Source organism: Kitasatospora sp. NPDC057940 (assembly GCF_042887425.1).
Taxonomy (GTDB): domain Bacteria; phylum Actinomycetota; class Actinomycetes; order Streptomycetales; family Streptomycetaceae; genus Kitasatospora.
In genome coordinates this window covers 23,497-44,635 of the sequence record NZ_JBHVPH010000002.1, presented here as the reverse complement: position 1 = coordinate 44,635, position 21,139 = coordinate 23,497, and the positions used below count along the sequence as shown (strand labels likewise).

At 70.3% G+C, this 21,139-nt stretch carries 26 protein-coding genes and 3 pseudogenes; 19 read left to right on the top strand and 10 right to left on the bottom strand.

Annotated elements, in window-relative coordinates; genetic code table 11:
* Positions 1-23: 23 nt before the first annotated feature.
* From ACFVTF_RS03690 to ACFVTF_RS03680, 3 genes and pseudogenes are all read right to left on the bottom strand, one after another.
* The gene (locus ACFVTF_RS03690; RefSeq protein ID WP_387808470.1) at positions 24-866 is read right to left on the bottom strand and encodes a thaumatin family protein; all 843 of its coding nucleotides are present in this window, start codon (positions 864-866) and stop codon (positions 24-26) included.
* A gap of 21 nt (positions 867-887) precedes the next feature.
* Positions 888-1,091, bottom strand: a pseudogene (locus ACFVTF_RS03685) (glycoside hydrolase family 19 protein); the annotation flags it as partial.
* Between the two features lie 175 nt (positions 1,092-1,266).
* Positions 1,267-2,250, bottom strand: coding sequence for a hypothetical protein (locus tag ACFVTF_RS03680; RefSeq protein WP_387808467.1), 984 nt, complete (start codon positions 2,248-2,250; stop codon positions 1,267-1,269).
* A 411-nt stretch (positions 2,251-2,661) separates the two neighbouring features.
* On the opposite strand from ACFVTF_RS03680, the gene ACFVTF_RS03675 reads away from it, so the two are divergent.
* The 8 genes from ACFVTF_RS03675 (at position 2,662) to ACFVTF_RS03640 (ending at position 8,433) form a co-directional block, all read left to right on the top strand.
* Positions 2,662-3,219 carry a TetR/AcrR family transcriptional regulator gene (locus ACFVTF_RS03675; RefSeq protein WP_387808464.1) on the top strand — a complete coding sequence of 186 codons (558 nt, stop codon included), beginning with the start codon at positions 2,662-2,664 and terminating at the stop codon, positions 3,217-3,219.
* The gene (locus ACFVTF_RS03670) at positions 3,216-4,109 is read left to right on the top strand and encodes an aldo/keto reductase (protein WP_387808461.1); all 894 of its coding nucleotides are present in this window, start codon (positions 3,216-3,218) and stop codon (positions 4,107-4,109) included. The genes ACFVTF_RS03675 and ACFVTF_RS03670 overlap by 4 nt, the downstream gene beginning before the upstream one ends.
* A 106-nt stretch (positions 4,110-4,215) precedes the next feature.
* A complete protein-coding gene (locus ACFVTF_RS03665; protein WP_387808458.1) occupies positions 4,216-4,788 on the top strand; it encodes an alcohol dehydrogenase catalytic domain-containing protein in 573 nt (190 codons plus the stop codon).
* Positions 4,789-5,027: 239 nt separating this feature from the next.
* Positions 5,028-5,339 carry a hypothetical protein gene (locus ACFVTF_RS03660; protein ID WP_387809573.1) on the top strand — a complete coding sequence of 104 codons (312 nt, stop codon included), beginning with the start codon at positions 5,028-5,030 and terminating at the stop codon, positions 5,337-5,339.
* A gap of 323 nt (positions 5,340-5,662) precedes the next feature.
* Positions 5,663-6,112 (top strand): hypothetical protein, encoded by a 450-nt coding sequence (locus ACFVTF_RS03655; RefSeq protein ID WP_387808455.1) that lies wholly within the window; start codon positions 5,663-5,665, stop codon positions 6,110-6,112.
* A gap of 246 nt (positions 6,113-6,358) precedes the next feature.
* Positions 6,359-7,870 carry an HNH endonuclease gene (locus tag ACFVTF_RS03650; RefSeq protein WP_387808452.1) on the top strand — a complete coding sequence of 504 codons (1,512 nt, stop codon included), beginning with the start codon at positions 6,359-6,361 and terminating at the stop codon, positions 7,868-7,870.
* A gap of 189 nt (positions 7,871-8,059) precedes the next feature.
* Positions 8,060-8,191 carry a hypothetical protein gene (locus tag ACFVTF_RS03645; protein WP_387808449.1) on the top strand — a complete coding sequence of 44 codons (132 nt, stop codon included), beginning with the start codon at positions 8,060-8,062 and terminating at the stop codon, positions 8,189-8,191.
* A 95-nt stretch (positions 8,192-8,286) separates the two neighbouring features.
* Positions 8,287-8,433: a hypothetical protein gene (locus ACFVTF_RS03640; protein WP_387808447.1), complete on the top strand. Its 147-nt coding sequence runs from the start codon at positions 8,287-8,289 to the stop codon at positions 8,431-8,433.
* Between the two features lie 473 nt (positions 8,434-8,906).
* Here the strand turns inward: ACFVTF_RS03640 and ACFVTF_RS03635 are convergent, their stop codons facing one another.
* The 4 genes from ACFVTF_RS03635 to ACFVTF_RS03620 all read right to left on the bottom strand — a co-directional run bounded on the left by ACFVTF_RS03635 (position 8,907) and on the right by ACFVTF_RS03620 (position 11,397).
* A complete protein-coding gene (locus tag ACFVTF_RS03635) occupies positions 8,907-9,143 on the bottom strand; it encodes a hypothetical protein (protein ID WP_331745293.1) in 237 nt (78 codons plus the stop codon).
* Positions 9,144-9,930: 787 nt separating this feature from the next.
* Positions 9,931-10,362 carry a hypothetical protein gene (locus ACFVTF_RS03630; protein ID WP_387808444.1) on the bottom strand — a complete coding sequence of 144 codons (432 nt, stop codon included), beginning with the start codon at positions 10,360-10,362 and terminating at the stop codon, positions 9,931-9,933.
* Positions 10,363-10,418: 56 nt separating this feature from the next.
* Positions 10,419-11,117: a restriction endonuclease gene (locus tag ACFVTF_RS03625; RefSeq protein ID WP_387808442.1), complete on the bottom strand. Its 699-nt coding sequence runs from the start codon at positions 11,115-11,117 to the stop codon at positions 10,419-10,421.
* A gap of 79 nt (positions 11,118-11,196) precedes the next feature.
* Entirely contained in the window at positions 11,197-11,397 is a 201-nt protein-coding gene (locus ACFVTF_RS03620) for a hypothetical protein (protein ID WP_387808439.1), read from the bottom strand.
* Between the two features lie 339 nt (positions 11,398-11,736).
* Between ACFVTF_RS03620 and ACFVTF_RS03615 the strand changes: the two genes are divergently transcribed.
* The 5 genes from ACFVTF_RS03615 (at position 11,737) to ACFVTF_RS03595 (ending at position 14,217) form a co-directional block, all read left to right on the top strand.
* Complete coding sequence (locus ACFVTF_RS03615) at positions 11,737-11,949, top strand: hypothetical protein (protein WP_387808436.1); 213 nt, start codon at positions 11,737-11,739, stop codon at positions 11,947-11,949.
* A 635-nt stretch (positions 11,950-12,584) separates the two neighbouring features.
* Positions 12,585-12,803, top strand: coding sequence for a serine protease inhibitor (locus ACFVTF_RS03610; RefSeq protein WP_387808433.1), 219 nt, complete (start codon positions 12,585-12,587; stop codon positions 12,801-12,803).
* Positions 12,804-13,015: 212 nt separating this feature from the next.
* Positions 13,016-13,513, top strand: a complete 498-nt coding sequence (locus tag ACFVTF_RS03605; protein ID WP_387808430.1) for a hypothetical protein — start codon at positions 13,016-13,018, stop codon at positions 13,511-13,513.
* A gap of 109 nt (positions 13,514-13,622) precedes the next feature.
* The gene (locus ACFVTF_RS03600; protein ID WP_387808428.1) at positions 13,623-13,817 is read left to right on the top strand and encodes a hypothetical protein; all 195 of its coding nucleotides are present in this window, start codon (positions 13,623-13,625) and stop codon (positions 13,815-13,817) included.
* 268 nt (positions 13,818-14,085) lie between these two features.
* Complete coding sequence (locus tag ACFVTF_RS03595) at positions 14,086-14,217, top strand: hypothetical protein (RefSeq protein WP_387808426.1); 132 nt, start codon at positions 14,086-14,088, stop codon at positions 14,215-14,217.
* A gap of 79 nt (positions 14,218-14,296) precedes the next feature.
* Here the strand turns inward: ACFVTF_RS03595 and ACFVTF_RS03590 are convergent, their stop codons facing one another.
* Positions 14,297-14,887 (bottom strand): TetR/AcrR family transcriptional regulator, encoded by a 591-nt coding sequence (locus tag ACFVTF_RS03590; RefSeq protein ID WP_387808423.1) that lies wholly within the window; start codon positions 14,885-14,887, stop codon positions 14,297-14,299.
* 87 nt (positions 14,888-14,974) lie between these two features.
* Here ACFVTF_RS03590 and ACFVTF_RS03585 point away from each other — a divergent pair, with 87 nt between their 5' ends.
* The 3 genes from ACFVTF_RS03585 to ACFVTF_RS03575 all read left to right on the top strand — a co-directional run bounded on the left by ACFVTF_RS03585 (position 14,975) and on the right by ACFVTF_RS03575 (position 17,199).
* Entirely contained in the window at positions 14,975-15,397 is a 423-nt protein-coding gene (locus tag ACFVTF_RS03585; RefSeq protein WP_331745309.1) for a nuclear transport factor 2 family protein, read from the top strand.
* Positions 15,397-16,245 (top strand): NAD(P)H-binding protein, encoded by an 849-nt coding sequence (locus tag ACFVTF_RS03580; RefSeq protein WP_387808420.1) that lies wholly within the window; start codon positions 15,397-15,399, stop codon positions 16,243-16,245. Before ACFVTF_RS03585 ends, ACFVTF_RS03580 begins: the two co-directional genes overlap by 1 nt.
* Positions 16,246-16,872: 627 nt before the next feature.
* Positions 16,873-17,199, top strand: coding sequence for a putative quinol monooxygenase (locus tag ACFVTF_RS03575; RefSeq protein ID WP_331745315.1), 327 nt, complete (start codon positions 16,873-16,875; stop codon positions 17,197-17,199).
* Positions 17,200-18,187: 988 nt separating this feature from the next.
* On the opposite strand, the gene ACFVTF_RS03570 is transcribed toward ACFVTF_RS03575, so the two are convergent.
* Positions 18,188-18,862: an SMI1/KNR4 family protein gene (locus ACFVTF_RS03570; RefSeq protein ID WP_387808417.1), complete on the bottom strand. Its 675-nt coding sequence runs from the start codon at positions 18,860-18,862 to the stop codon at positions 18,188-18,190.
* A gap of 595 nt (positions 18,863-19,457) precedes the next feature.
* Here ACFVTF_RS03570 and ACFVTF_RS03565 point away from each other — a divergent pair.
* Positions 19,458-19,634: pseudogene (locus ACFVTF_RS03565) on the top strand (DUF6296 family protein); the annotation flags it as partial.
* A gap of 27 nt (positions 19,635-19,661) precedes the next feature.
* Here the strand turns inward: ACFVTF_RS03565 and ACFVTF_RS03560 are convergent.
* Positions 19,662-19,934, bottom strand: a pseudogene (locus ACFVTF_RS03560) (phosphopyruvate hydratase); the annotation flags it as partial.
* On the opposite strand from ACFVTF_RS03560, the gene ACFVTF_RS03555 reads away from it, so the two are divergent.
* Together ACFVTF_RS03555 and ACFVTF_RS03550 are read left to right on the top strand one after the other, a co-directional pair.
* Positions 19,912-20,124 (top strand): hypothetical protein, encoded by a 213-nt coding sequence (locus ACFVTF_RS03555; protein ID WP_387808414.1) that lies wholly within the window; start codon positions 19,912-19,914, stop codon positions 20,122-20,124. The pseudogene ACFVTF_RS03560 and the gene ACFVTF_RS03555 sit on opposite strands and share 23 nt — an antisense overlap.
* Before the next feature lie 186 nt (positions 20,125-20,310).
* Positions 20,311-21,045 carry a Type 1 glutamine amidotransferase-like domain-containing protein gene (locus ACFVTF_RS03550; protein ID WP_387808411.1) on the top strand — a complete coding sequence of 245 codons (735 nt, stop codon included), beginning with the start codon at positions 20,311-20,313 and terminating at the stop codon, positions 21,043-21,045.
* Positions 21,046-21,139: the final 94 nt, after the last annotated feature.

Here is a 21,139-nt window from a genome sequence, read left to right as displayed (position 1 = left end):
GGCCGGGGTCCGGGGCGGGCGGCTCACGCGGTGGGGCCGAACGTGACGGTGAAGCCGCTGCAACGGCTGCACTGCTGCATCACCTTGTTGCCCGGCACCTGGTCCTGCTTGGACCACGTGTAGGCCTTGGGGCACTTCGCGCTGAGCGCGCGGCTGTAGCTGCTGGGGGTGTCCCGGCTGGGGTTGGTGCAGAGCATCGGCTTGCCGTCCGGCCCGCGCGTCAGGTCGGCGGGCGGGCAGTAGGGCAGCAGGTTCGCCGCGCAGCCCCGTGTGTCGCAGCCCCCGCCGGCGGGGATCGTGGCGTTCACCGGGGTGATCGTGATCGGCAGCGAGAACGCGTTCACGTAGCTGACGTCGTACCAGGGGGCGGCGCCGTCCTTGGCGTCGAAGTTGAACTCCGCGAGGCTGGCGGCTTGTTCGCCCGTCGTGCAGTGGTCGGCGGCCGGGCCGCAGTCGGCCACCCGGCAGTGGAAGGTGCTGCCGGGGGCGCCGCCGCATCCCTGGCGTGCGAAGAACTTCCCACGCCAGTGGAACGGGGCGGTCGTCTCGGGGATCGTCACCGTCGCCGACTGGCCGGGGGCCAGGACCGGCAGCCGGGTGAACTGCTTCGACCCGTCGGCGTTGACGCCGCTTCCGATCCACAGCTTCTGCGACGAGTGGTTCACGAACGTCACCGTGTGGTTGACCGCGGCGGCCGCAGCCGGCGCGGTGCGGGTCGGCGCCGCCGCGCCCGTCACGGTCGCAGCCGTCACGGTCGTGCCCGTCACGGTCGCACCCGTCGCCGCGCCCGCGCCCGTGCTCGGCAGTACCACGGTCAGTGCGGCGGCGGCCGCCGCGACGAACAGCTTGGTCAGGAATCCGCGCATGACTTCTCCGTTCCGTTCCGTTCAGCAGGTCAGGTTGGTGCCGGGGGAGGTGCCGAGGATGCGTGTGAACCGCTGGTAGGGGTTGACCCTGTCCTGCATCTCGGCGGTGTTCCTGCCGTTGCACTCCACGGCGCCGTTGATGCTGCGGATCGTCTGGCCGAATCCGGCCCCGGTGACGGTCGCGTGGTGGGCCGTCATGGAGTCGGGCCCGGACTGGGTGTTCCAGTCGATCCTCAAGGCTGTGCGTCGAAGGGACACGCGGGGCCTTCCTCCCGTTGCGGGATGCGGGACATCGAGTCCACCGGTCTCCTCGTCCCACCGGCGGGTGTGGTCGGGCCGTTGGGACTGTTCGGGCCGTTCGGGGCGTTCGGACCGGCCTGGCCGGCGCCGCGGTGGTGTGTCAGGAGCAGGTCTTGTCCGGGTGGTCGTGGGTGATGGCGCAGATCATCGCCTTCGCCCGGCCGTTGTTCGGGTACCTGCGCTGAAGCTCGTCCTTGAACTCCTTCCACTGGCGTTCGATGTCCTTGACGGCGAGGTCGTAGGCGTGGTCGAAGTTGTGGCCGACGACCGAGCGCGGACTGTCCTTCGTGTCCTTGTTCAGGACCCCGTCGTGGGTGACGCGACCCGTGCAGTTGGAAACCGTCCCACTGTGGTCGCGGTCCGGGTAGCAGCCCGTCGCCAGGTCGTGCGGGATGTGGCCGGTGGCGTCCTTGACCCAGTCCGCCCGGCTCATGGAGCTGTAACGACTGATGGAGAAGAACGCGGGCAGGTCGGTGCGCCCCAGGCCGGGGGGATTCCTGACGCCGGTGGCTCCCGGGCCGGCCTGGTCGACCCAGTTGCTGTGGGCGTAGAAGTCCTCGATCTGGTGCCAGCCGCGGCCCAGGTCCTCCAGCACCTCGCACTTCGCCCGTCCCGGTTGGTCGTTCCACGAGCAGGCCGGGGAGATGGAGGTCTGGGCGGCGATGACGCGCCCGTTCGCGTCGACCAGCCGGTCCGCGGCGGCGACGGCCCGCTTGACGTGGTCGATGGAGCCCTCGACGCAGTCGATGATCTCGGCGTTGGCCTGCTCGCGGGTGCGGGGGTAGCGGTTGTCGTACCGGGGGTCGAGGTAGTCGGCGTTGTCGCAGTGGAGCTTGCCGATGCCGAAGTACTCGCCGTGGTCGTTGGCGACGATCGCCCCCGAGTTCCCGTCCGCCATCGCCGTCAGCGAGCTCGGGTGCCAGCCTCCGGCCCCCAGGGCGGCCCGGGTGATCTTCTCGTGGTTCCCCCCGCTGAAGGCCTGCGCCGGTGTCGCGGCGCCGAGGGCGACGGAACACAGCAGCGCGACGCAAGCGGCGCCGGAAACGCGCAGGCGCTGCCGGCGGGAAACGGAGCTGGGATTCACGGGGGTCTCCAGGTGTGCGATGGACGTCTTCGGCGAGCGTGCGTGCGTTCGGGCGTGCGTCCGGGTGCGGCGCCCCGTCCGTACTGCGCAGGCCATGGCGGACCCATGGCGGTGCTTGGTGACGAAGCGTCACCAAGCCTGCACCCGTACGTTAGTCGCCGCTCCCAAAGACCGACAGACCGTCAGATCGCCAGTGCCCCACGAGCATCCGGCCGCGCATCGCGGTGTCCCCGCGCCGCGAGGCCCAGGCGCCCGGCCCTGTTCACGGGAACGGGCAGTGCAGCCTCCCGGCCCCCCGGCTTCCCGGGCCGGGCTTGTCCACCCGCGGCCCGCCCCCACACCAAACAGAGCAGTGATTCTGTATAGTCCCCTCTACAAACAGAACGTCAATTCTTCTTGACGGAGGGCGCATTGCCACGGCTCACCGACGCACGCAAGGAACTCCGGCGCACCCAGATCACCGAGGCCGCCGTACGCTGCTTCAGCCGCAACGGCCTGGAGCGCACCTCGATCGCCGACATCACGGCCGAGTCCGGCCTCTCGACCGGCTCGATCTACGCCCACTACCGCAGCAAGGCCGACCTGGTCCAGGCCTCCGCCCACACGCTGCTCGCCAAACGCGCCGAAACCCTCGGCCAGTACGCCGCGAGCGACAACCCGCCCGACCCCGACGAACTGCTCGCCCGCCTGATCGCCACGATCGACCCCGCCCGAGCCCGGGTCGGCGTGCAGACCTGGGGCGAGGCGACCACCAACCCGGCCATCCGCGCCATCGTCGACGACACGGTCGACCGGATGCGCGCCATGGTGCTCGACTGCGTCACAGCCCACCTGGCCAAGGCCGAAGACCTCGCCCCGGCCCGCGCCCGGGAGCACGCCGGCCCGATCGCCGACCGCGTGATGGCGCTCTACCTGGCCGAACTGCTGCACACCGCCCTGCAGTCACCCACCGAGGAGACGGCCACATGACCTCCCCGACCGCACCCTTCGCCGACCGCACCGTCCTGCGGGTCGGCTACGGCGCCCTCCAACTCGAACGCCTCCACCACCGCCGCAGCGAGGCCCTCGCACTGCTGCGCCGCGCGGTCGAGTCGGGCGTCGACCACCTGGACACGGCCCAGTTCTACGGCTTCGGTTTCGCCAACGACGTGATCCGCGAGGCGCTGCACGCCCGGGACGACGTCCTGGTCGTCACGAAGGTCGGCGCCGACCCCGACCCGGGCGGCCCGCTGCCGCTGCGCCTGGCACAGCGGCCCGAACAGCTGCGCGCCAGTGTCGAGGACAACCTGCGCAGCCTCGGCACCGACCAGCTCCCGGTGGTCAACCTGCGCCGCCTCGACTCCGGCCCCGGCCTGCGCCCCGACGACGATCAGGTCGTCGGCCTCGACGACCAGCTCGCGCTCATGACCGCCCTGCGCGACGAGGGGAAGATCGGTGCGATCGGCCTGAGCGGCGTCACCCTCGACGGCCTGCGCCGCGCCCTGCCGGCGGGCATCGCCTGCGTGCAGAACGCGTACAGCCTCGTCTCCCGCGACGACGAGGACATGCTGCGGCTGTGCACGGCCGAGGGCATCGCCTGGGTCCCGTTCTTCCCGCTCGGCGGGGCCTTCCCGAGCCTGCCCAAGGTGACCGACGAGCCGGCGGTGCACGCCGTGGCCGCATCCCTGGGCGTCACACCCTCCCAGGTCGGCCTCGCCTGGCTGCTGCACCACGCCCCCAACGTGCTGCTCATCCCCGGCACCGCCGACGCCGCCCACCTCGAAGCCAACATCGCGGCCGGCGAGATCACCCTCGACGCCGCCGACCTCGCCGCCCTGGACGCGGTCGAGTCCCGCTCCAACGACGTCCCCATCGGCTGACCTGCACTGGCCGGCCGGCCGGCCGGCTCGCGGTGCGGGCACCCGGCCGCGACGCACAGTCCGTCTCCACCAAGGACCCGAGGATCCGAGAACCCGAGGACGGACCATGAAAGCCATCATCTACCGCGACAACGGCGGCCCCGACGTCCTCCAACTGGTCGACCGCGACCTCCCCGTGCCCGGCCCCGGCGAGGTCCGGGTCCGGGTCGCCGTGTCCGGGGTCAACCCGACCGACTGGCAGGCCCGTTCGGGCATCGCCCACGCCAAGCTGTTCGCCGAGGTCACCCCGCACCTGGACGGCGCCGGCGTGATCGACGCCGTGGGCGAGGGCGTCGACGGCAGCCGGGTCGGCCAACGGGTCTGGCTGTACATGGCCGCCGCCGGGCGACCCACCGGCACCGCCGCCCAGTACACCGTCGTACCCGCCGAGCGCGCCGTGCCGCTGCCCGACAGCGTCGGCTTCGACGTCGGCGCCGCACTCGGCGTCCCCGCCCTCACCGCGCACCGCGCGCTCACTGTCGCCGAGCACGGGCCCGGCCGGCTCCGCCCCGGGGCACTCGACGGCCGGGTCGTACTCGCCGCCGGCGGCGCCGGGGCGGTTGGGCACGCCGTGATCCAGCCACCGAGGCAGCGATCTCCCGGTTCTTCTGCCCTCCTGCGAAACCGTTCCACGGCCTGAAGCCGGACCCGCTTCCTGGCGGCCCTCCCCGCGTCAGTCAACCCCCCACCGTGCGCGTATCTCATGCCCCCAGGGCTACCGGAACCACCCGACAGCTGTCAGGCGAACAGCACCGAAGCTACTTGGTCAAGTTCGGTAGCGGCTTGGAACACCTGATCACATGTGTGAGGATCAGGCCGCGTACGCCTGTGGACGGTGATTGCGTGCGAAACCGCCCTCAAGGGCAAGAAGAGGTGGAGATGTTCGCTGGGGGAACTGCGCGGCTGCTGGTCGGAAACGATGGTGAAGCGCCGCTGAAGCTGGCCGTGGAGCCCTGGGCGGATACCTACCGGATTCCTCCGGGGCAGACCCGCGCCATTGTCACTCACTCACCAGCAGACGACGGTTCCTGGTCCGGGACGTTGCGCGGGGACGAGCCCTTCCAGGTCGACCATCGGCGGGATTCGGTCACGGTGTGGGCCAACGGCCACTGCTTCCACCTCAATGACATGCTGGGCAACGCGATCGACGCGGCCGACTGGCAGTGCCCAGCTCAGGGCCCGGACTCGTGAAGGCGGCTCCGAGCGGCGACTGATCGCGTGCTGGCAGGTTCCGACCCTGGAGTTTCGCGGGCGAGGTCTTCGGCAAGGCTGTCCTTCCCGGAGCACCACGTGACGGGGGAGCGCCCGGATGGTGTGCTTGACTCCCTGGCGGACGGCGCCATCTGGATGCGCTGGAGCGGCCATGACGGCATTCACACTCTCCACCACGGCGCCGGCCTCGCCCGCGGAGAGCGCGCATGCGCCGTGTCGGCCCGGAATCGCGGTCATGCGGTCGGTGAGGTGGAATGAGTCCGATCGGGCCATGGGTCTGACGAGTGGACTGGAGTGCTTGGGTGGGGACGATTCTCAAGGGCGTAAGCCGTGTGCGCTGGGACGAGTTGAACCATGCCTATGGATCTGCGGCAGATGTTCCCGGTGTGCTGTCGCGGATCGCATGGGGCGACGCCCTCGCGAGTGCGGCAGCCCTGAGCGATCTCGCTCTGTGGATCGGTGAGTTGGCGGTCTTCGACGCGACTGCCGCCGTTGCTCCCTTTCTGTGGGACCTCGCGGTCACCGAGACCGTGACGTCGCGGGCCGGGGCGATCGGGTTGCTGCAGACGATCCTCGAACACGGCAATCCGCGGCAGCCGAAGGTGCAACTGGAAGCCCACCAGGCCGTGTTGAGCCGCCGGCTGACAGCGGACCGGCTCACCCACGACAGCGACCCTGCGGTGCGAGGAGCGGCTCAGGACCTGCTGGCCGCGATCGACAGCCACCTGAGCGAGTCCTGCTGCCGGGCCTGACACAAGAGCCTTCCTCGGCGCTCCGGCACCGGCCGTCGGCCTGGTGGTGCTCCTCGCTGCCGTCTGGGGGGTCTCCGGCGATCGCTCGACGCCGGCCTTGTCCCGGGCCCGCTGCGCCCCGGCTGCGGCCGCCGTCCGGGACCACGGAGGCCTCCGGACGAGAGGCCGCCGTCGGACGGCTTCTGTCGGTGCCGGGTGATAGATGATCACCAGGGCCGGGTGGCATGGCAGACAGGGGAGGGCGCAGTGTCGGATGTGGTGATGTGGGGTCCGTTGGGAGATATCGCGCGGCAGGCAGGACTGCAGGATGGCATCCACACCGAGGACGTCTATGCGGCGGCCCTGTGCTGGTGGGCCACTGCTGTGGCCCCCTCGGCGGTTCTTCCTGTCGGCCACATGGAATGGCCTTGCCTGGTGTGGGGAGCCTTCCTGGCCGACGACGCCCGGCCTCCACTGGTCGCGGCCCTGACCACAGCCGGTATGGACCCCAGCCGCTTTCGCCGGCTCACCTGCCACCACGACATCACCACAACGGACAGGCTGGGGGCCGCTTGGCGCCGGTCCGCCCGGAGTACCCGGCCCGGCACCGGCTTCTCTCTGCTGCTCACCGGCAGCCCCGTCAAGCGCCGTCCATCGAGGACGTTCTCCGATGACTCCCTCGCCTACGCGTTGCGTACGGCCTGGGACGGCAAGGAGTACCGCAGCCTCGAACACCAGCGTCGTTCGCGCGAAGGCGGCCCGGCGGGGGAGGCCCCCAAGATCGGGGTGCTGTGGGAGATGCCAGTGGGCGACTGGAGGTACAGAGCACAGACGGAAGCGGCCTCCTCCAGCAGATTCCTGGTCTTCCGCCGGAAAGCGGTAATCCCCGGCGCCACGCTCCCCGGCCGCCGGATAGTGCCGGCGGCCTCCCGGGCCGTCGAGGGCCTCGCCCGGATCTACGAGAGCCTGTCGCGCCAGCAGGTGCAGTTCACGATGACGGGTGAGGCCGCCGCAAAGTTCTGGCCGGTCCAGCTCAGCGCTGCTCGCTTCGACGACCAGGAGTCCCTGCCGGAGGACCAGTTCGTCCGACTGGACGCCCACACCCACCGGATCGCGGCAGCGCTCGCCCTCGCCGACAACACGGACGTGATCACCGGCGGCCACATCGAAGCGGCATGGTCCCTGGTTGCTCGTTCTGGCCGGGATCGGGCCAGGTTGCTCTGCCCTGATGCCCTGGACCTCGTCGGCGGCATTTTCGACGAGATCGGCGGGCAGGTCCGGACCGCGACCGGCTCGCCGCAGGCCCTGCCGCTGGGAGAACTGTTCCTGCGGGGTGGTCTCCATGCCGTCAGCGCGCCTGCCGCGGTGCCCGCCAGTGGGGTAAGGGACAGGAAGGGCCGGGTCAGGCGTGACGGGGCGGTCGTTCAGGACGTCAAGGACTGGTACGGCAACCAGTGCCAGATGTGCGGCAGCGTCCTGGGAATCCCGGGACCACGCCAGGCGATCAGCGAAGGTGCTCATATCCGCCCGCTGAGCCAAGGCGGACCGGACTATACCGGCAACGTCCTGTGCCTGTGCCCGAACTGCCACACGCAGTTCGACCAGGGCGGCCTCTACCTGACCGACGACCTGCGCGTCGTGGAAACGGTGACCGGCACAGTGCGGCAGCGTCTGGAAACGGAGCCTGGCCATGACGTCGGCCTGGAGTACGTTCGCTGGCACCGTGCGCGATGGGCACGGTACATCCAGCCCGTCAGCCAGACGCGCGGGAGGCTCTGACGGAGGCTATGCCATTGCGGAGAGGCGGAGTTCGCGGGCTGTGCCCGCGCAGCTGTCCGCTGCCAGCGACCGGCTGGGTTCGTTTGATGCGGCCGGCTGCACGGCCGGCACCGGGCCGCCCGCCCACGCGGCAGCCGGGGCGTCGGCGTTGGTCAGCCCGAGAGTTGGACCCGCCGGAGGGGCCACGGCTTGTCCTCACTGTCAGCCCGGGAAGCCCAACAGGTCGCGCAGAGCCTGGTCTTCTCGGACAGCGCCGGGTGGAGCCGTCCGTTCGAGGGCGGCCACGAGTCGCTGCCGGTCTCGCCGCCGCACGACCAGTAGCGGGATCCGGCAGCGGAGGCGAACAACTGGTCCGGGTCCTTTACACGGCCGGCCCGACAGCGCGCACGGCGGCCGTCGGGGACGTCACCGCCGTAGTGCTCGACGGCGCCCTGCCCGTCGGCGACGAACACGGCCTGCCACTGCTCTGTTTCCAGCTCCACCGCACCGCCGACGCACACCGGGCGGTGGAAAACGGCGCGGTCGGCAAAGTCCTGGTGGACACCGCTGCCGAAGGCCGCTGATCCAGGGGGAGGGGGACGGCTTCCGCCCGATCATCTGTGCTGGAAGGCCGTGGAGTTCGTGGGGAGAGCGGGCCTGCCGGGATTCGTAGCCGGTCACCGCGCCGAGGGGCAAGGGGTGCGTGGGCTACCTGTCGACGGCGCTACCGCAACAGCGAGGGGATCCGCGCGACATGCCGGATCAAGCAGGCGTGTCTCCGCACCTGTTCCTCCGGCTGCGGCACGTGCGGGTCGTGGCCGGCCCGCCTTGGCCGCCGCCGGTGATGACGCCGTCCAGGGCGGGGCCGGTCTCCAGCTCGGCGGCCGGGATGTCAGGGCGGGCGCGGATGTCGGCGACGGCCTGGGTGGCGATCTCACCGACCGCCGCGGCCTCCAGTACGGTGCCGGTTTCCTGCCGAGCGTCGGCGAGGCGTTCAGTGATGGTGATGATGGTGGGCCGCCGGTCGTGCGGCCCACCATCAGTGCGTTCCAGCGGCTCAGTAGAGGACTACGGAGAGCCGTGCCGGGCCGGTCTCGGTGGTGGTGTCGCAGAAGTAGACGATGGCCTGGTGGTTGTTCACATACGCCTGGCCGGCCGCGTGGCAGGCGGCGGCGGTCGGGTATATGCCGATGTAGGTGTAGGTGGACGCCTGGGCGGCCGGGGCGGCGATGAGGGCGCCGCCGGCCACGAGCCCGGCCACGGCCGCGGCGGAGAATGCCTTGCGAAGCGACATGAGTGGTCTTCCTCCCAATGGTGAGCGCCGGGGTCCGTGCCCCTGCGCTTCGCCGAGGAGCCTCCTCCGAATGTGAAGGCGGGGCAATGGTCGAGACCAATTCCGACCGGAAGCAGTGTGGTGTTTCTGTGACGGCGCAGGTCACGGGCTCGTCTGACGGGCTTGCGATCATCTTCCGGACAGTTCTTGCACTGTCTGGGACCTGACAGTCCGTTTTGACTGATCCACCAGGATGGTCCCAGGCCGTTCCCCTGGTAGGAGTGCTTTCACTCCCGGGCCGGGACAGTGTGGGGACATCCGGCCCGGTCGGCTGGCTACCGGTCGGCTGGCTACCGGCCGGGTGCGGCGCTCCTTCCGGGGGCAAGATCGGCTGTCAGGAGACGATCTGGAGCCTCGCCCAAGAGAGTCGTTCGAAAGCGGTCGGTCCCGGCCGGCGGGTGGCCTCGCGTGTGCTCGCGCGCAGCCACCCGTCAGGGGCCTACGGCCGTCCGGAAGGACGAGCGCAGCTGCGGGTTCTGGAGTTCGGGTTCTGGACATTGGGCGTCACCCGCGACGCCAGGGGCGGCGTCACCGGTGATGCCACCCCCTGCTTCGTCGGGGTCGTTCGAGCGGGCTGTGGGGCCCGGTCCGCCGGGCTCGGCGAAGACCGGCCGGGCTCGCGTCGCGCGCGAGACCACCTGTACAGAGCCTTCGGCGGCGCGCTCCGCCCCGTATCGCCGGCGGAGCCGCTGTCCGGGTGCAGGTGGCGTCATCCGTCGTCGGGACCACCGGGATCTGCAGCCCGGTGTCAGGCGTGGGCGTGGGGGACGGGTTCGCCGGTGAGGGCGTCGGTCAGGGCCCGGTTGCCGAGGGGTTGATGCAGGACGACCGTGAGCTCGGCGATGCCGCCGTCCTCACATCCGATGTCCGGGCCCGAGGCGTCCCGGCGCCTGAGCAGCAGCGCGACCTGCTTGGCCGTCTCCCGTGCCACCAGGTCGGGCTTGTAGTCGCAGCCGCTCCAGGCGACCTCCATCGAGACCGTGTGGTCGTCCGCCGCCACGGTGGTGTTCTTCGTGGACGGGTCGGCGAGCTGGATTCGACGCAGGACGGAGGCGTCCTGCCGCTTGTAGGGGAGCGGATGGTCGGATTCACCGCCCCACACCGCGTAGCACACCGCCACCCCGAGCCCGATCAGCCCCGCCACGCCCATCCAGCGCTTGTCCCGTGCTGTCAGTTCCATGCCCCTGCCCTCCCCTTGCCGTAGATCAGGGTAGGCCTCCGAGCCGGCGAGGGGGGTCAGTTGAGGCGGCCGTTGCGGGGTGCGGGAATGCGGGGCAGGACGCTCCACAGCGGGTGGCCGTCAGCGGCCCAGCGGGCGAGGACGGCCCGGTCGACGAGGTGGATGCCCTGCTCGGTGCCCCAGCGGTGGGCGTCGCGGGAGAAGCGGCCGTTGGTGACGACGACGGCGAGGTGGGCGTCGTGGGCGCGCTGGTAGGTGCCGGCGAGCGCGTACAGCACGCCGACGCCCACCGGCTTGCCGCCGACGGGGTCCTGCTTGTGCTTGCACTGCACGGCCCAGCGCCGGCCTGTCGGGTCCTCGGCGAGGACGTCCACGCTCTGGTCGTTCGCCCGCCCGACCTTGCGCGCGCGGCATCCGTCGCGTTGCAGCAGGTCGCGCACCGCGTATTCGAACGCGTCCGGCGTCATGTGGTCGATCCCGCCCGGGCCGCTCAGGGCCAGGCGTAACTGGGCGGCGCGCAGCCGGTGTTCGCGGGCGGCCAGTGCCCGGCTCCGCAGCACGACCGTGGTGGCGGTGCCGGCCGCGAGCGCGGCGGCGGCGGGGATCCACCAGTTCGCCGCGAGCCACCGCAGGGCGGCGGCCGCGGCGCTGAGCGCGAGGAGCGCGACCAGGGCGTAGGCGATCCAGGTGGCGTCGTCGCGTCGTACGGGCCGACGTGGGCGCGGGCGTCGCGCCGTAGGCCTGCGCTCAGCCATGCGCTGCTCCGGGTGTGTTCACGTCGTGTCCTTCCTGTGGGCCGCAGTGCCGGGCGGGGAGCGGATCCGTGGTGCGCGGTCAGCGGGTGGCTTCGACGGCGATGCCGACGAGTTGGAGGATGGCGTGGCCCCAGGCGGTGGTGGCGATCAGGACGCCGAACACGACGGCGGTGAAGACGGTGAACGCCTCGTCGGTGCGGCGGCGGGCCTCGGTGCGGCGGCGGAGCCGGATGACGATGACGATCGCGAGGAACGCCGTCGCGCTGATCGTGTACTGCACTGCCCACTCCGGCCCGGTAGTTGACTTTGTGTGAGGCTCCGGTCACCCGGGGCCTGCCGCATTCGGGTGAGCATGCCAGAGCGACCACTCCGCCGGGGCCGGTTTCCCGAAAACGGCCGGGCGCGAACGAGCGCGGGCCCGCAGCCGTGCCGAGGCGCGCCGACCATTACGGCCGGCCTGCCTCGAGCGGGGGAGAGAGTGGTAGCAGGGGCTCAACCGCTTCGTTCTGGGGATCTGGAACAACGGGTCGGTCTGGCCCTGTAGCCAGGGCCAGAGCACTACCACCGGTGACAGGGGCCTGGCCTACCCGGCCCCGTCCGGGCTGCGAGACTGGTGATCATGACTGACCGCCGCCCTCTCGCGATGCCCGCCTTCTCTGCGACCGCAACGGACGCACCCCTGCCCGCCCAGCCCGGCGTGCGCCGGCTGCCGGTCGAGCAGGGCGCCGACTTCCGCCAGCCGCCCGGCGAGACCGTGAACGCGCCTGCCCCGGCCCGTCACCGCCTCTCGCCTGGTGACTTGACCTTCTCCGATCCGGACCGGCAGATCTGATCGCTACCACCACGGGTAACGCGACTATCCTGCCCCCGACAGACAGCCAGCCACATCGACGAGGACAACGGCACCGTCCGCATCCGCCTCGGCGACGTCCCGGTAGCCCTCCCGGTCCCCTCGGGGAGTCGGCCTTGCACCAGGTCACCGTCCAAAGCAGCCACGCCGTCCTCGCCCCAGCCAGGGGCGGCCCGCGGATCGAGGTCTACCCGACGGCACCACGGCGGTAGGGCGGCCGCCGAGAGGCAGCTCTCCCTCCTCACCGGGTGCGCTCCTGGAACAGGCTCTGGCCGCGGTTCCGGGAACGATCTCCGGTCCGGCGGAGCGGTCCGACCACCGCAGGTCCCCGCAGGCGCGCAGAGCTGTCATGTCTTCTGCTTCGTACGATCGTTCACGCAATCAGAGCGTGCTGGCATGGCGTCGGGTCCCGGCCGGTGGCGGCGGGCTTCGTCGTACGCGGCGAGGGCTCGGTAGAGGGTGGAGCGGCCGAGCCATGTTCGCCTCCCTCGCAGCGGGAGTGGCGGTGGGCCGGGCGGACAGTGCCCGGAGACTGCGGCCAGGAATGGGATGACGCGATCATGGGAAGGACCTGGCGGTGACCCACTACGAGTGTCACCGACCCAAGGGAGCGACCCGTGGCAGATGAATGGAGCGAGGAGCTCGTTCGGTGGCCTGGACTTGTCGGCACCACCGCCGCCGAAGCCGAGGCGCACATCCGGCAGAGCTACCCTGAGGTCACCCACGTCAGAGCCGTTCCACCGGGCCATGACATCCCCATGGACTACCAGGCAGACCGCGTCTGGCTTCATGTCGACGACAACGGCATCGTCCAGTCGGTGCCCGTGATCGGCTGACCAACCCCCGCCGGCGTGGCCACACGTCGTCACCTGTGCTCGTCCGCAGAGGCGGTGAGGACGAGCGCGAAGTCGGTGGGCAGGTAGGTCAAGCACCGGGGTCGCCTCCGCGCAGGCGGAATGGACAACCTCGAGACCGGCCGGCGCACCATCCGGCTGCCCCGGCTCAAATCCCGTCGCTCCATACCGGAGTGGGCGGCTACGCTCGCGCCATGAAATTGGACCAGGCACTCGAACCGCTGCGTCGGGTGCTGCTGGAGCGCGGGACCGCCGGCTATCCGGAGACGGTCACCGCGGCGGTGGAGGCTGCCCGGACGGCACTGGCCGGCGGGGCGGACACCCCGAGCCTGTGGGAGCTCGGCGTGCTGTCCGACGGGGAGGTTCTGGAGGCGCGCCGGCTGCTGGCCGAACTGGAGCAGGAACTCTGGCCGGCGCTGCGGCTGCCTGCCACCCTCGAAGCCCGTGACCGGGCACTGGCCCGGTACTGCCTGCGGGACCTGCTGGACGGCCGCGTCGATCCGTTGGTGGCGGCCGAGCGGATCGGCTTCGAGCTGTGCCCCGCCGACGACCCCGACTCGCCGCTGTGGCCGCTCCGCCGATGGCTGTATCTCGCGGAGGACCAACAGGAGCACTGCGGTGGGCTGACGAAGGAGCTGGTGGCCGAACTGCACGACCTGGCAGCCCAGTTGCTGGCCGGTCCGCTGTCCTGACAGTCGGGTCCGATGGTTCACCGAGAACGAGGAGCAACTGCGATCACGCGGGGTCACGGGTGACATCCAACGATCACCTGATGACGGTCGACCCAAGACCAGCGCATGGATGACGGTGGAGACCGACGGCTATGCCGCCATGCTCATCGTCTGGGACAGCGGCGAAGCCGAGCTGGAGTGCGGCGACTGGGCCAGTGGCCAGATCCGGCAAGAACATCGCGATCTCCGCGCCCCGGACGAGCTCCTCGACGCCATCGAGGACCTTCTCGAATGGGCCCAGGTGGAGAGCGGAGGACCGCGCTGAGCGGCGACGCGCCATCATGCGACAGCCCGATCATCACCCGCGTGACCACTTCGTGGGCTGCCCATATGCGCAAGCACTCCCCTGGCGGGCCGCGCTGGATCGACGCACCCAGCGGCGAGTCGGTTCCCGTCCTCGACTTCTACGCGGCCAACTGCGTCATTGCCGACCTCGCCCCCGCCACCGCCCGCACCGCGGCCGACACCGGCAGCCAGGCCACCGCCAAACACCGCACCGCTGCGCCTGGCCCGCCCGCCGATGACCCTCAGCGGTGCCGCGTGACCAGGACCTCGGCCACCTCGAGCGCGGCCTCTACGCCGACCGCCTCGTCCAGGCCGGCGAGACCGCCCAGCTCACCGACACGTTCCCCCGAGACCTCGACCCAGCGAGACTGCGCCGGTAGTCCCGTGTGGAACCGTGACGACCGGGTTCCTCGGATGAGGAGCCCAGCCGTCGCCTCGGCAGACGGGCCGGGGCTGGCCTTACGGTGAGCCGGAGGCCAGGACTTTCGTGACGAAGTTCGCGAACTGTGCCCGCAATTCCTCCCGCGAAATGCGCTCTTCTGCGGCCAGGTGCTCGACGAGGTCGGCTCGTGTGGCGGCGAGCAGGGCGTGGGCGGTGAAGCCGCTGGCGGCCACGCTGGGGATCTGCTCCAGTACGGCTTGGAGCAGGCCGTGCCACCGCTCGTAGTGCTCCGCCCGGTACGGGCTGCTGCTCCCGCTCTCCTCCAGGGCCAGCGCGAGGCGCCGGTTGTCGAGTTTGAAGCACAGGACGGCATCGAGCAGGGCGGGTACGCGATCCCGCGGTGGGGTCGCGGGCCCCAGGGGTGGTGGGCCGTTCTCGACGGCCTGCCTGATCGGTTCGAGCCGTGCCTCGTACAGCGCGCGGAGCAGACCGGCGCGATCACCGAAGGCCCGGAAGAGCGTGCCCTTGCCGACGCCGGCCGCTGCCGCGACGTCGGCCATGGTGACGTCCTCGGGACTCTCGCGGCGAGTGAAGAGGGCGTCGGCGGCCGCGAGCACGGCCTCCCGGTTGCGGATGGCGTCCTTGCGAGACGACTGGCGTTCGGGCATGCCGCTCCTTCCATTTGTAAAACGGACCCGTGGTCCATATCGTTGAAGCGGACCCAAGGTCCGGATTCTATGTTCTGGAGGATACCCATGTCCGCACCGACCTCCCCGGCGGATCTGTACCGCCACAGCCTGCGACTGCTGCTCGACAAGGACATACCCGCGTGGGTCGCCCTGTGGGCCGAGGACGGCCTCATGGAGTTCCCCTTCGCCCCCGACGGCTGGCCCCGGCGCCTGGAGGGCAAGGAGGCCGTCGCCGCCTACATGCGCCACTACCCCGATCACGTTGACCTGCACGACTTCCCCGACCTGCGGATCCACCAGACCACCGATCCACAGACCATCGTGGTCGAGATGCGCGGCGTCGGCCGCCTGGTGGAGAGCGACGCTCCCTTCGACATGACCTACATCGCCGTCGTGACCGTTCGAGACGGACACATCGCCTCCTACCGCGACTACTGGAACCCCCTCGCCGTACAGGAACCCGGCGCCGACTTCACCAGGAGCAGCTGATGACCACCGCTCGCACCACTCTGGTCATCGGTGCCACCGGCACCACCGGAAGCCGCACCGCCGCGCAGTTGACGGCCGCGGGCCACCGCGTCAAAGCCGCCAGCCGTCAGGCCACCCCGGTCGCCGGAGCTGAGCCGGTCCCCTTCGACTGGCACGACCCCACCACCCACGCGGCCGCTCTCGACGGCGTCGACCGCGTCTACCTCGTACCGCCCCCGGGTGACTCCGGCCCTGCGGCAGTCATGCTGCCGTTCCTCCATCGGGCCCGCACCGTCGGTGTGCGCCGCGCGGTGCTGCTGAGCTCCTCGGCCATCCCCGAGGGCGGCCCGGCGGTGGGAACGGTGCACCAGGCCCTGCCCGATCTGTTCGAACAGTGGGCGGTACTGCGGCCCTCGTGGTTCATGCAGAACTTCACCGGCACGCACGCGCATGCTCGCAGCATCCGCGACGAGGGCATCATCTGGACCGCCACCGAAACCGGCCGGGTCGGCTTCGTCGACGCCGAGGACATCGCGGCCGTCGCCGTGCGCGCTCTGACCGACGAGCAAGCCCCCAACACCGATCTCGTCCTCACCGGACCTGAGGCACTCGGCCACGACGACATTGCCGCAAGCATCTCCGAGGTCACCGGTCGGCCCGTCGTCCACCGCCGTCTGTCCTACAAGCAGCTGCGCGATCGCCTCACGACGCAGGTACCGGTGGAGTTCGCCGCAATGCTGGCCGACATGGACCGTGCTATCGCCGGAGGGGCGGAGGACCGCACTACCGACGCCGTCCACCGTCTTACCGGTCGGCCCCCGCGCACCTTCCGGGCCCTCCTTGAGGGGGAGATGCGATACAGCAGCTGATGTTCCAGGGCGATCAGCAGCTCGGGTTCGACACCCTGCGTAATCTCGGCCTGGTCGTCTACGGTGGCTCGGACATCGGAGAAGTCGTAGAAACCGCCTTCCGGTCACCTCCGGCGACTACGACGACTGGCACGACGCCTGGCTGTGGGAGGTGAGTCGAGGTGGCGGTAGGGCTCGCGTAGGTCCACACCAGCGGGGAGACGGCTCTGCGCCAGGCACAGATGAGGCACTCGGCCCACTGACGCCTTGGCTCACCGTCACGCACAGAGCCCGAGACCGCGTCGGCGCCAGCAGTCGGCCCGGCCGCTCACCTCAGTCCATGTCGCTGGCTGCTCACCGGCCGCACCAGTGGCGCTGACGTTGTTCAGGCCGGCGGCCGAGTACATCCCCGCTCGGGCGGGGCCGATCATTGGACAGGGTCTCACCGCCCGGGCTGCCACTTGGCGCCGAGATCAGCATCACCGGGGCTGGCCTCTGACGGCCCTCCTGTGATCGCGAGCCAGCGGCGTGTGTCGTTTTCTGTGTCGCAGACCACCCGCCTGACCTGCGACGATTACAACCATGCTCGCTGAGCAGCCTGTCCCTACCCGTACTGCTACGTGTAAACGTGGAACGAAAGGAAGTCTCATGATCTTCATAACGGTCAAGTTCGCGGTCCGCCCCGAGCGCGCCGACGACTGGCTCAGCCTTGTCGACGACTTCACCCAGGCCACCCGCCGCGAGGCCGGCAACCTCTTCTTCGAGTGGTCCCGCAACGTCGACAACCCCAACGAGTTCGTCCTGGTCGAGGCCTTCCGTGACGGCGACGCAGGCAGGGAACACGTGGAGTCGGCGCACTTCACCAAGGCCATGGAGGACATGTCGTACGCGGTGGCAACCAAGCCGCAGATCGTCTCGACCGAGATCCACGGCATGGACGGCTGGGCGGAGATGAGCGAAGTCTCCCCCCGGTGACATCCACGGACCGCCACGTCCAAGGAACGTAGGAGTCAGTCGTTCCGGCTCCCCGCCGGAGCGGCTGCGCGTGGCGTGAGCGCCTGGCGTCGCCGACGACCAGCCCGTTCCCGTCTGCTCCCGATCTTCCACTTCGTCTCGACCCTTCTGGCAGAACGGGGGCGTTCCGTCGCGGGGACCACCGGTTGTCCTGCGGGTTCGTGGCCGGTCCCACTGGACCTGGTGGTATCTCACCCGTCTCAGGTGCAGGTCCGCCGATTCGCGGTGCGCGTGGCTGACAATCCCGTCGCGGGCGACGTTCTACCGCTTCGCATGCGGTTCCTCCTTCCTCATCCGGGTGTTGGCCGGCCAACCTGGGGCACGGGGACGGGCACGGTACCAGGACAGCTCGAAGACGCCTGCCCACAGCCTCTGGGCAACCGCTTCCGCTGGGTGCCTCATCGGGTACGGCCCGTCGGAAGCAGGCGTCTTGCAGGTTCCGGTCTCCGATGACGAGACAGGTCCGGCCAACGGCCGGGCCACGACGGGCAATCCACCGGAACAGTCGCGGTGGCCTTGGCAATCAGCGCTGGTGTGGTGATTTCGGGGGCAGACAGCGCCGCTGCCTCCGCTTGGGTCCGAACAACCACCAGCAACCGGGTCGGTATCTACAACAACCCCGACACCTCGGGCAGGACCGGTGCGGCGGATCTGCCCCCGGGCTCCGAGATCTGGGCCGACTCTCCGCCGGTGCCAGGGCCTACTACGAGAAGCAACGCGCCCGCGGCATCGAATTCAACGCCGCCCTGCGCCAACTCGCCAACCGGCTCGTCGGCATCCTGCACGGCTGCCTGAAAGCTGGCACACCGTACGACGAGGCGACCGCCTGGTCCCACCAAGCCGACGCCCTCGCCGCTTGACACTCCAGCTCACGGGAGGGGCCGTTGCTTCTGCCGCGCACGAGTTGAGGCAGCCTCGGCACAGTCACGGTGGTGTACCCGGATCGTCGTTACCTGGTCCAGGGCATTTCCGTCGACCCGGTGGGCCGGTACCCGGTGATGCCCCACTCCGCGCCCCAGTCCTTGCCGGTCCAGTCGTAGGCGGGTGTCCAGAGCGGTCGGGCCGGTTGAGGTCCCCACTCTTTCGGGTCCGGGCGCACCAGCAGCTCGTCCTCATGGGCGTAGCCGCCGGTGAGCACGGTCGTCACGAACTCCGCGAAGCCGCCGTCGAACCGGTCGAGCTCACCGTCGTCGACGCCATCGAAGTCGCAGAAGACGGCCACCGGCCACTGCTCCGGATCAGGGCCGTCGGTCAGCCAGCAGCAGTAGTTGTGGTTGCTGTTGATGCCCCAGGGCAGCAGCCCGCCCGGGTCCGGGAACACGGGGGTGCGCTCCTGGTCCCAGAACTCGTCCTCGCCCTCGACCTGCCCCCGGAACTCGGTGTCGGTCTCGAAACGCCACCCCGCCAGGCCGCCCGGCGAACCGGCTCCGTGGGAGTGCTCCGTCGGCGACCGCACACCCCACTCGCCGTTCAGGTTCACCGCACCGTACAGGTCGACGAACGCCCGGTAGTCCGACGGCAGCTGGACCCCGAGCTCGGCCGGTGCCAGCTCCCACGGCACCCGCGCCGGGGTGTACACCGGCTCGCCCATGATCGCCCGCAGTCGGTCCCATGCCTCGGTCATCGCCCGACCCCTCTCCGGCCGTCAGTCTGTCAGAGGCTGCACTTTAGGCCACGGCTCCGACAAGCCACTGACCCGACCGGAAGACCGCCGGCTGGCGAGCCCCGCTCGATCTTCACGAGAACGACCGCCGGGTCGAGTACAAGCAGTCGCGGGGCGAGGTAACCGCCTGTTCCCGCCCCGAAGCTGACGGGCCGTCCCCGCCGGCCTCGGCGCCCGACCGGCACCCACCCGCCTACGGCCTTGCGGCACTGCACGAAACGGCCCCTGGATCCGCGCGCAGCCTGTATACAGGTGGGGACAACGACGATCGCTCCACCACCGGTGAGGACCACCGGATGCCACGGGCGCTCACCGAGTCCCGAGAGGGCACGGACACCAACCGGCCTGACGACAACTCGCCTGCACCGCAGAGTGGCTCTCCCTTCTCGCACGAACTCGCGCGGGAGCGCCTGCACCTTCGGACACTGATCCGGGCCGACGCCGACCAGCGGATCGCCCGGGGACGTGCCGTCCTCGCCCAGCGAGGCGACGAACTCGTCGAGCGCCTCGCCTCGGGCGAGGCCCGGCCGGTGGAACCGGTGACCGAGCAGCTGATCACCGACCGGCGGCGCACGTCATCGTCTTCGCCACCGGCGAGGCCGCCGCCGACGGCTCGCCGCTGTTCGCAGACGAGGTCGGCACGCTGCGCGTGGCGATCCGCGCCGGCCCGCCCGGTGCCTGGGCCTCGGACCGCGGGGCGACCAGCCGCTGCTGGCCACCCCGCTGCCGTTAACCCACCGCGCCGGGCGGCGCGGACGGGTCAGGGACGGCGGTAGGCGAGGGTGGGGTGGGTGTCGGCGACCTGAAGGAGGCGGTTGTACTTGGCGGTGCGCTCGCCGCGGGCGGAGGCACCGGACTTGATCTGCCCGCAGCCGGAGCCGACGGCGAGGTCGGCGATGAAGGTGTCGTCGGTCTCCCCGGAGCGGTGGGAGACCATCTGCGCGTACCCGGCCTGGCGGCACACCCGCATCGCCGTCAGGGTCTCGCTGACGGTGCCGATCTGGTTTGGCTTGATCAGCACAGCGTCGGCGATCACCGCCACCCCGGGCAGCGAACAGGTGGCCTTCGCGCTGACGATCGGGATCCTGCTCTCCGCCGTCGTCCTGGTCCTGGTGCCCGTCGTCGCCGCCCTGCTCGGCCGCGCCCTCTGGTGGCCGCTCCGCCCGGCCCGCCACCACCGGGCCGAGCCGGCCCCGGAGCCGTACCGCGTCCCGGTGCTCTGACCGGTTACGTTGGCCGGGTTGTGTCGTATTTTTATGGTGTCGGGGTGTCTCGTTGTCGTGATCGGACCGATGTTCGAGTAGTGCATCGCACCGCCCGGATCGGTCCGCGTCTGACCCAAGCGCAGGTCCAGCGAGGCTCGGGGCGCAGCGAGTGCTCCGCAGTAGGCAACGCAGGGAGGTAGGCACATGAGAGCACTCCTCACGTCGTCCGGGATCAAGAACAACAGCATCCACGACGCGCTGGTCGATCTGCTGGGCAAATCGATCGCCGAGTCCGACGCCCTGTTCATCCCCACCGCCATCTACCCCTTCCCCGGCGGGTCCGGCATGGCGTGGCGTGCGATCTCCGGTGAGGGGCCATCGCCGTTGTGTGGATTGGGTTGGAGATCGTTGGGGATCCTGGAGCTGACGGCGCTGTCGAGCATCGAGGAGGCTGTTTGGGTGCCAACGGTCCAGGCCGCCGACGCGCTGCTGGTATGGGGCGGTGACCCCCTGTTTCTCGCCAACTGGATGCGGCGTTCCGGTTTGACCGGCCTCCTTCCGACGCTGCGCTCCGAGGCGGTCTACGTGGGGGTGAGTGCCGGGAGCATGGCTGTTGCCTCCACCTTCGTCGAGACCTACCGCGAACCGCCCCGCGGGAACGATGGACCGTTGAGGTCGGAGGACATCGTCTTCGCCACGCCTCAGGGTGACGTCGACAGAATCCTGGTCACGGGACAGGGAGCAGGACTCGTCGACTTCGCGGTGATCCCGCACCTGGAGCACCCGGACCACCCCGACGCCTCCTTGGCCAACGCGGAGAGGTGGGCGGCACGGATTCCAGCGCCGACGTATGCGATCGACGACGAGACCGCCATCAAGGTGGTTGACGGTGCCGCCCAGGTCGTCTCCGAGGGGCAGTGGAAACTGTTCCAGCCTTAACAGCACCGGGCAGTTCCTGAAGGGAACGCCGGTCGGGTCGCCCAGTGCCTATGGCGTGTTTTGGAAGGTCATCCGGCTTGATGTCAGCCTCATC

Bases quoted from the DNA above. Each gene is read 5' to 3' on its own strand.
- ACFVTF_RS03690 (WP_387808470.1), bottom strand. From the start codon at position 866: ATGCGCGGATTCCTGACCAAGCTGTTCGTCGCGGCGGCCGCCGCCGCA.
- ACFVTF_RS03585 (WP_331745309.1), top strand. From the start codon at position 14,975: ATGTCCGCACCGACCTCCCCGGCGGATCTGTACCGCCACAGCCTGCGA.
- ACFVTF_RS03550 (WP_387808411.1), top strand. From the start codon at position 20,311: ATGAGAGCACTCCTCACGTCGTCCGGGATCAAGAACAACAGCATCCAC.
- ACFVTF_RS03590 (WP_387808423.1), bottom strand. From the start codon at position 14,887: ATGCCCGAACGCCAGTCGTCTCGCAAGGACGCCATCCGCAACCGGGAG.
- ACFVTF_RS03660 (WP_387809573.1), top strand. From the start codon at position 5,028: ATGTTCGCTGGGGGAACTGCGCGGCTGCTGGTCGGAAACGATGGTGAA.
- ACFVTF_RS03605 (WP_387808430.1), top strand. From the start codon at position 13,016: ATGAAATTGGACCAGGCACTCGAACCGCTGCGTCGGGTGCTGCTGGAG.
- ACFVTF_RS03630 (WP_387808444.1), bottom strand. From the start codon at position 10,362: ATGGAACTGACAGCACGGGACAAGCGCTGGATGGGCGTGGCGGGGCTG.
- ACFVTF_RS03665 (WP_387808458.1), top strand. From the start codon at position 4,216: ATGAAAGCCATCATCTACCGCGACAACGGCGGCCCCGACGTCCTCCAA.
- ACFVTF_RS03570 (WP_387808417.1), bottom strand. From the start codon at position 18,862: ATGACCGAGGCATGGGACCGACTGCGGGCGATCATGGGCGAGCCGGTG.
- ACFVTF_RS03635 (WP_331745293.1), bottom strand. From the start codon at position 9,143: ATGTCGCTTCGCAAGGCATTCTCCGCCGCGGCCGTGGCCGGGCTCGTG.
- ACFVTF_RS03670 (WP_387808461.1), top strand. From the start codon at position 3,216: ATGACCTCCCCGACCGCACCCTTCGCCGACCGCACCGTCCTGCGGGTC.
- ACFVTF_RS03580 (WP_387808420.1), top strand. From the start codon at position 15,397: ATGACCACCGCTCGCACCACTCTGGTCATCGGTGCCACCGGCACCACC.
- ACFVTF_RS03615 (WP_387808436.1), top strand. From the start codon at position 11,737: ATGACTGACCGCCGCCCTCTCGCGATGCCCGCCTTCTCTGCGACCGCA.
- ACFVTF_RS03625 (WP_387808442.1), bottom strand. From the start codon at position 11,117: ATGGCTGAGCGCAGGCCTACGGCGCGACGCCCGCGCCCACGTCGGCCC.
- ACFVTF_RS03575 (WP_331745315.1), top strand. From the start codon at position 16,873: ATGATCTTCATAACGGTCAAGTTCGCGGTCCGCCCCGAGCGCGCCGAC.
- ACFVTF_RS03600 (WP_387808428.1), top strand. From the start codon at position 13,623: ATGACGGTGGAGACCGACGGCTATGCCGCCATGCTCATCGTCTGGGAC.